The 6,000-nt window shown below is 73.0% G+C and carries 6 protein-coding genes; 4 read left to right on the forward strand and 2 right to left on the reverse strand.

Annotated elements, in window-relative coordinates:
* Positions 1 to 12 precede the first annotated feature (12 nt).
* A complete protein-coding gene (locus tag ACZ3IL_RS23590; protein WP_467393071.1) occupies positions 13 to 969 on the reverse strand; it encodes an NAD-dependent epimerase/dehydratase family protein in 957 nt (318 codons plus the stop codon).
* Positions 970 to 983: 14 nt separating this feature from the next.
* A complete protein-coding gene (locus ACZ3IL_RS23595) occupies positions 984 to 1,940 on the reverse strand; it encodes a ScbA/BarX family gamma-butyrolactone biosynthesis protein (protein WP_467393073.1) in 957 nt (318 codons plus the stop codon).
* Positions 1,941 to 2,069: 129 nt separating this feature from the next.
* On the opposite strand from ACZ3IL_RS23595, the gene ACZ3IL_RS23600 reads away from it, so the two are divergent.
* The 4 genes from ACZ3IL_RS23600 to ACZ3IL_RS23615 all read left to right on the forward strand — a co-directional run bounded on the left by ACZ3IL_RS23600 (position 2,070) and on the right by ACZ3IL_RS23615 (position 5,846).
* Positions 2,070 to 2,753: a ScbR family autoregulator-binding transcription factor gene (locus ACZ3IL_RS23600; protein WP_467393075.1), complete on the forward strand. Its 684-nt coding sequence runs from the start codon at positions 2,070 to 2,072 to the stop codon at positions 2,751 to 2,753.
* Between the two features lie 123 nt (positions 2,754 to 2,876).
* Positions 2,877 to 4,028: an acyl-CoA dehydrogenase family protein gene (locus tag ACZ3IL_RS23605; RefSeq protein ID WP_467393077.1), complete on the forward strand. Its 1,152-nt coding sequence runs from the start codon at positions 2,877 to 2,879 to the stop codon at positions 4,026 to 4,028.
* Between the two features lie 36 nt (positions 4,029 to 4,064).
* Positions 4,065 to 4,850, forward strand: a complete 786-nt coding sequence (locus tag ACZ3IL_RS23610; RefSeq protein WP_467393079.1) for an electron transfer flavoprotein subunit beta/FixA family protein — start codon at positions 4,065 to 4,067, stop codon at positions 4,848 to 4,850.
* Positions 4,851 to 4,889: 39 nt separating this feature from the next.
* Positions 4,890 to 5,846 carry an electron transfer flavoprotein subunit alpha/FixB family protein gene (locus tag ACZ3IL_RS23615; protein WP_467393081.1) on the forward strand — a complete coding sequence of 319 codons (957 nt, stop codon included), beginning with the start codon at positions 4,890 to 4,892 and terminating at the stop codon, positions 5,844 to 5,846.
* The last annotated feature ends 154 nt before the right edge of the window (positions 5,847 to 6,000 follow it).

A 6,000-nucleotide genomic window follows, 5' to 3' on the forward strand; every position in this document is an offset into this window, starting at 1 on the left:
GTCGGGATGCGTTCAGGAGGGGGCGAGCAGGTCCCGGTACCACGCCGCGTGGTCCGCGAACCCCGTGGCGAAGTCCGGCCCCGGGTCGCGGCCGAAGTCCCGCCAGGGGCGGTCGTCGGCGAACCAGTGGTCGGTGGCGAGCAGGGCGAGGTGGTGCAGGGCGACGGGATCGTCCGCGAGGAGGGCGCGCGCACCGGCGGTGTCCGTCGCGGGCCCCCGTCGCGGGGTTCCCCGGCGGGCGAGCAACTCCTCCCCCACCGCGAGCAGTTCCGCGACGGGCACCGGCGCGGGGTGGTTCACGTGGTAGGCCCCGGGCCGGGTGCGGGGGGAGAGCGCCGCGCCGACCAGGGCGCCCGCCAGGCTCTCCACGTCGATCAGGGAGTGCAGCGAGGCGCCCCCGTCGAGGGGACCGGGCAGCGCCGAGAGGAGCCGGACGACACCGGGCACCAGCTGCCGGTCCCCGGTGCCGTACACCAGGTGGGGGCGCAGGACGGTCCCCCCGGCCTCCGTGACGTGCCGTTCGCCCGCCGCGCGGGTGCGGCTGGTCGCCGAGACGGGGGCGATCGGAAGGGTGCCGGGGGCGGCGGCGCGGAAGGGGCCGCGGCCGTGGACGGAGGCCGTGCTCAGGGCGACGATCCGGGTCACCCCGGCCCGTACGGCCGCGTCGACCAGGGCCCGGGTGCCCTCGTCGTTGACCGCGCGGGCCGTCTCCTCGTCCCCGCCGATCGCGGAGGCGCAGTGGACCAGGACGTCGATCCCCTCGCAGGCGCGGCGCAGGGAGGCGGGGTCCCGGAGGTCGCCCCGGACGGTCTCGACGTCCGGGGCGCCCGGCGGGGCGGACGGCGGCGGGGCGGACGGGCGGCGGGCGAGCAGCCGTACGCGCGCGCACTCCGCCTCCTTCGCCGCGGCCGCCGCCACCCGGCCGCCGATGAATCCGGTCGCGCCGGTGATCAGAATGCGAGCGCCCATCGTTCCGTTCCGGTTCAGGCCGCCGACCGGGCGGCGGGGCCGAGTCCGGCCACCACCGGTTCCCGGGACGGGGAGGGAGAGCCGAGTGTGCAGAGGAAGACGGGGGTCCCGTCCTGCCGCCCGGTGACCCGGACGGCGGCCGGCGGGCCGGCGGGGGAGGCCACGACCTCGGGCTCGATCCAGCAGGGGCTGTCGAGTTCGACGTAGCGCGAGAAGGAGAGCTCCATGACGGCGGGGAGGTAGGCGGTGTCGCCGGTCGCCAGCATCGCCGCCTGCCGGGCCGCTTCGAGGAGGAGCATGCCGGGGACGTGGTCGTTCGGGCGGCGGAAGAGCGTGGGGTGGGCGGTGTTGATCCGCAGCCGCCACCGGCCGGGGCGGTCGCCGGGCGCCAGGACGACGTCCTTGGCGTCCTCGCGGCCGACCAGGTGCGGGGCCACGCCGGGTATCAGGGGGACCGGGCGGCCGAGGGCCGCCATCCGTCCGCCCCGCACGCGGCGGTACGCCGGGGCCGAGGTGCAGCGCGCGGTGCCGCCCCCGGTGGCGAACGGCCGTCCGTCCCGGGTCAGTACGACGCCGGTGCGCAGGCTCCGGACCCGGTCTCCGCGCCGGTCGAGTTCGGGGAAGGTGATGTCGGCCGTGATGTCGGAGGAGGGCCCGTCGAGGACGAGCGCCTCCGGGTCGGCGGCGTAATTCAGCTCCCACATGACGAACTGGTCGTCCACGGGTACCGCGAGTTCGGCATGAGCGACGAGCATGGTGGCCTGACGTATCGTCTCGGCCACCAGGACGGGGTCGTAACGGCCCCCGGCCACCGGAGAGAAGAAGGGATGCGAGGCGGACCAGCGCGCGGAGACGGAGTAACGGTTCTCCTGCCGCCGCGTCCAGCCTGTGGGAATGATGTCGGCCGGGTCCGCGCGATGGACGAACTCCCCGGGGACGGGTGTCGTCGCCCCTCGACGGCTCTGTTCCATGGCTTCCCCTCGCGTCACGGCACGCCCCGGGTGGCAAATCCACCCGGCGTAGGATACGTACAGCGCGGTTTTCTTTTCAATGCTTCACGTCACACGTTGAGCACAGACAGCGAGACAGCGGGAGGCGCCTTGGCGCAGCAAGCGCGTGCAATCCGTACCCGGCGGATGATTCTGGAGTCGGCGGCCGCCGTCTTCGCGGAGCGCGGTTACGAGCGGACGACCATCGGGGAGATCCTGGTGCGCGCCGGGGTGACCAAGGGAGCGCTTTATTTCCACTTCGCCTCCAAGGAAGACCTCGCTCTCGGTGTGCTGGACGCCCAGATGCTCGACGAGCCGCTCAGCCCGCAGCCCATCAAGGTGCAGGAGCTGGTGGACCAGGGCTTCCTCCTCGCCCACCGGCTGCAGCGCGACCCCCTGGTGCGGGCGAGCGTCGCCCTGGCCCTGGACAGCGGCGCCACGGGCGTCGACCGGGCCGCCCCGTTCCGGGCCTGGATCGACCAGGTGTCGGAGGTCCTGACGGTGGCCAAGGTGCGGGGCGAACTCCTCGTCCACGTGGACGTGACGGACACCGCCGAACTGTTCGCCGGCGCCTTCGCGGGAATCCAGACGATGTCTCAGATCCTTTGCGAGCGGAATGATCTGACCCACCGAGTCCTGGTCCTGCTCCGGCATGTACTGCCGACCATATGCACCCCGGCCCTGCTGACCCGTCTGGAGATGAGCGAAAGCCGCGCACGGCAATTGGCCGCAGAATACGACGCGAGCCGGCTCCGTCACGAAGAAGGAAATCTCGCGGAAACGCACACCCAGTAAACCGACCGGTCGGTTTCTCCAGCGCCCCGCCGCACACCGCGCCGGGGCGCTCTGGCGTCGTGGTACTGAGTGTGCTTTGCTGAGGGTACTCAGTGCCACACGCGTCTAGGGGAGCTCCACATCATGGGCAAGGACTTCGACCTGTATCGGCCTTCGGAGGAGCACGAGATGCTCCGGGAGTCGGTGCGTGCGCTGGCGGAGGCGAAGATCGCGCCGTTCGCGGCGGTGGTGGACGAGGAGGGGCGGTTCCCGCAGGAGGCCCTGGACGCGCTGGTCGCCAACGACCTGCACGCGGTGCACGTGCCCGAGGCCTACGGGGGCGCGGGGGCGGACGCGCTGGCGACGGTGATCGTGATCGAGGAGGTGGCCCGGGTGTGCGGGTCGTCCTCGCTGATCCCGGCGGTCAACAAGCTGGGGTCGCTGCCGGTGGTCCTGTCGGGTTCGGAGGAGCTCAAGCAGCGGTTCCTGGCCCCGCTGGCCCGGGGCGAGGCGATGTTCTCCTACGCCCTGTCGGAGCCGGACGCCGGCTCGGACGCGGCCGGGATGAAGACCCGCGCGGTCCGCGACGGCGACTCCTGGGTCCTCAACGGCGTCAAGCGGTGGATCACCAACGCCGGCGTCTCGCAGTACTACACGGTGATGGCCGTCACCGACCCCGACAAGCGCTCCAAGGGCATCAGCGCCTTCGTCGTCGACAAGGACGACGAGGGGGTCTCCTTCGGGGCGCCGGAGAAGAAGCTCGGCATCAAGGGCTCCCCGACCCGCGAGGTCTACCTCGACAACGTCCGCGTCCCCGCGAGCCGCATGATCGGCGCGGAGGGCACCGGGTTCGCCACCGCCATGAAGACCCTGGACCACACCCGCGTCACCATCGCCGCCCAGGCCATCGGCATCGCCCAGGGCGCCCTGGACTACGCCAAGGGCTACGTCACCGAACGCAAGCAGTTCGGCAGGCCCATCGCCGACTTCCAGGGCGTGCAGTTCATGCTCGCCGACATGGCCATGAAGCTCGAAGCCGCCCGCCAGCTCACCTACGCCGCCGCCGCCAAGTCCGAACGCGTCGACGGCGACCTGACCTTCTTCGGCGCCGCCGCCAAGTGCTTCGCCTCCGACACCGCCATGGAGGTCACCACCGACGCCGTCCAGCTCCTGGGCGGCTACGGCTACACCCGCGACTACCCCGTCGAACGCATGATGCGCGACGCCAAGATCACCCAGATCTACGAAGGCACCAACCAGATCCAGCGCATCGTCATGGCCCGCAACCTCCCGTAACCACCAGGCCGTTGAGCTGTTGAAAGGAGACAGGCCGTGACCCTGAAGATCGCTGTCTGTGTGAAGTACGTCCCCGACGCGTCCGGCGACCGCGGTTTCGCCGACGACCTGACGACCGACCGCGAGGCCGTCGACGGCCTGCTCTCGGAGCTGGACGAGTACGCCGTCGAGCAGGCCCTGCGCATCGCGGAGGAGGCCGACGACGCCGAGGTCACCGTCGTCACCGTGGGCCCGGACGACGCCAGGGACGCCCTGCGCAAGGCGCTGTCGATGGGCGCCGACAAGGCCGTCCACGTCAACGACGAGGACATCCACGGCTCCGACGTGTTCGCCACCTCCGCGATCCTCGCCAAGGCCCTGGAGAGGACCGGCTTCGACCTGGTCGTCTGCGGCATGGCCTCGACCGACGGCACCATGGGCGTGCTGCCCGCGCTGCTCGCCGAGCGGCTGGACCTCCCGCAGGTCACCCTGCTCTCCGAGGTCTCCGTCGAGGACGGCACCGTGCGGGGCCGCCGGGACGGCGACGCCGCCACGGAGCTCCTGGAGGCCCCGCTGCCGGCCGTCGTGTCGGTCACCGACCAGTCCGGCGAGGCCCGTTACCCCTCCTTCAAGGGGATCATGGCCGCCAAGAAGAAGCCGGTCGAGGAGCTGGACCTGGACGACCTGGGCATCGACGCCGGCGAGGTCGGCCTCGCCGGGTCCTGGACCCTGGTCGACTCCGCGACCGCGCGTCCGCCCCGCACCCGGGGCACGATCGTCACCGACGAGGGCGACGGCGGCAAGCAGCTCGCCGCCTTCCTCGCCGCCCAGAAGTTCATCTGATCCGCCGCCGGCCGGACACCCACACAGGAGCAACGAATCATGGCTGAGATCCTGGTCCTCGTGGACCACGCCGACGGCACGGTCCGCAAGCCGGCCCTCGAACTGCTCACGATCGCCCGCCGCATCGGCGAGCCCTCGGCCGTCGTGCTCGGCGCCGGCGAGGCCGCCGCGTCGATCGCCGCGACCGCCGGCGAGTACGGCGCGGCCACCGTGTACGTCGCGGACGGCGCCGAGTTCGCCGAGCGGCTCGTCGTGCCGAAGGTCGACGCGCTCACCGGGATCGCCCGGGAGAAGGGGGTCGCCGCCGTTCTGGTGACCTCCTCGGGCGAGGGCAAGGAGATCGCGGCCCGCGTCGCGCTCCGCCTCGGCTCCGGTCTGATCACCGACGCCGTGGAGCTGGAGGCGGGCGAGAACGGCCCGGTCGCCACCCAGTCCGTCTTCGCCGCCTCGTACCAGGTCAGGTCGACGGTCTCGCGCGGCGTCCCGGTCATCACGGTCAAGCCGAACTCCGCCGCCCCGGAGGCCGCTCCGGCCGCCGGCACGGTCGAGAACGTCGCCGTCGCCTTCGGCGGCAACGCGGCGAAGGTCGTCTCGCGCACCCCGCGCGTCTCCACCGGCCGTCCCGAGCTGACCGAGTCCGCGATCGTGGTCTCCGGCGGCCGCGGCGTCGGCGCGGCCGAGGGCTTCGGGGTCGTCGAGAAGCTGGCCGACTCGCTCGGCGCGGCCGTCGGCGCCTCCCGGGCCGCCGTGGACGCGGGCTGGTACCCGCACGCCCACCAGGTCGGCCAGACCGGCAAGCAGGTCTCGCCGCAGCTGTACGTCGCGGCGGGCATCTCCGGCGCGATCCAGCACCGGGCCGGCATGCAGACGTCGAAGACGATCGTCGCGGTCAACAAGGACCCGGAGGCCCCGATCTTCGACCTCGTGGACTACGGCGTGGTCGGCGACCTCTTCGAGGTGCTCCCCCGGCTGACGGACGAGATCGGCGCCCGCTGATCCCTCCGGCACCGGAAAGGGGCGGGGGGGGGGGGGGGGGGGGGGGCCCCCCCCCCCCCCCCCGCCGGGCGGGGGGGGGGGGGGCGCCCCCCCCCCGCCCCCCCGGGGCGGCCCCCCCCCCCCCCCCCCCCCCCCCCCCCCCCCCCCCCCCCAC

The sequence above is a fragment of the Streptomyces sp. NPDC014907 genome (assembly GCF_055562975.1).

Excerpts from the sequence above, each read along its gene's own strand:
- ACZ3IL_RS23590 (WP_467393071.1), bottom strand. The coding sequence starts at position 969 with ATGGGCGCTCGCATTCTGATCACCGGCGCGACCGGATTCATCGGCGGC.
- ACZ3IL_RS23595 (WP_467393073.1), bottom strand. The coding sequence starts at position 1,940 with ATGGAACAGAGCCGTCGAGGGGCGACGACACCCGTCCCCGGGGAGTTC.
- ACZ3IL_RS23605 (WP_467393077.1), top strand. The coding sequence starts at position 2,877 with ATGGGCAAGGACTTCGACCTGTATCGGCCTTCGGAGGAGCACGAGATG.
- ACZ3IL_RS23615 (WP_467393081.1), top strand. The coding sequence starts at position 4,890 with ATGGCTGAGATCCTGGTCCTCGTGGACCACGCCGACGGCACGGTCCGC.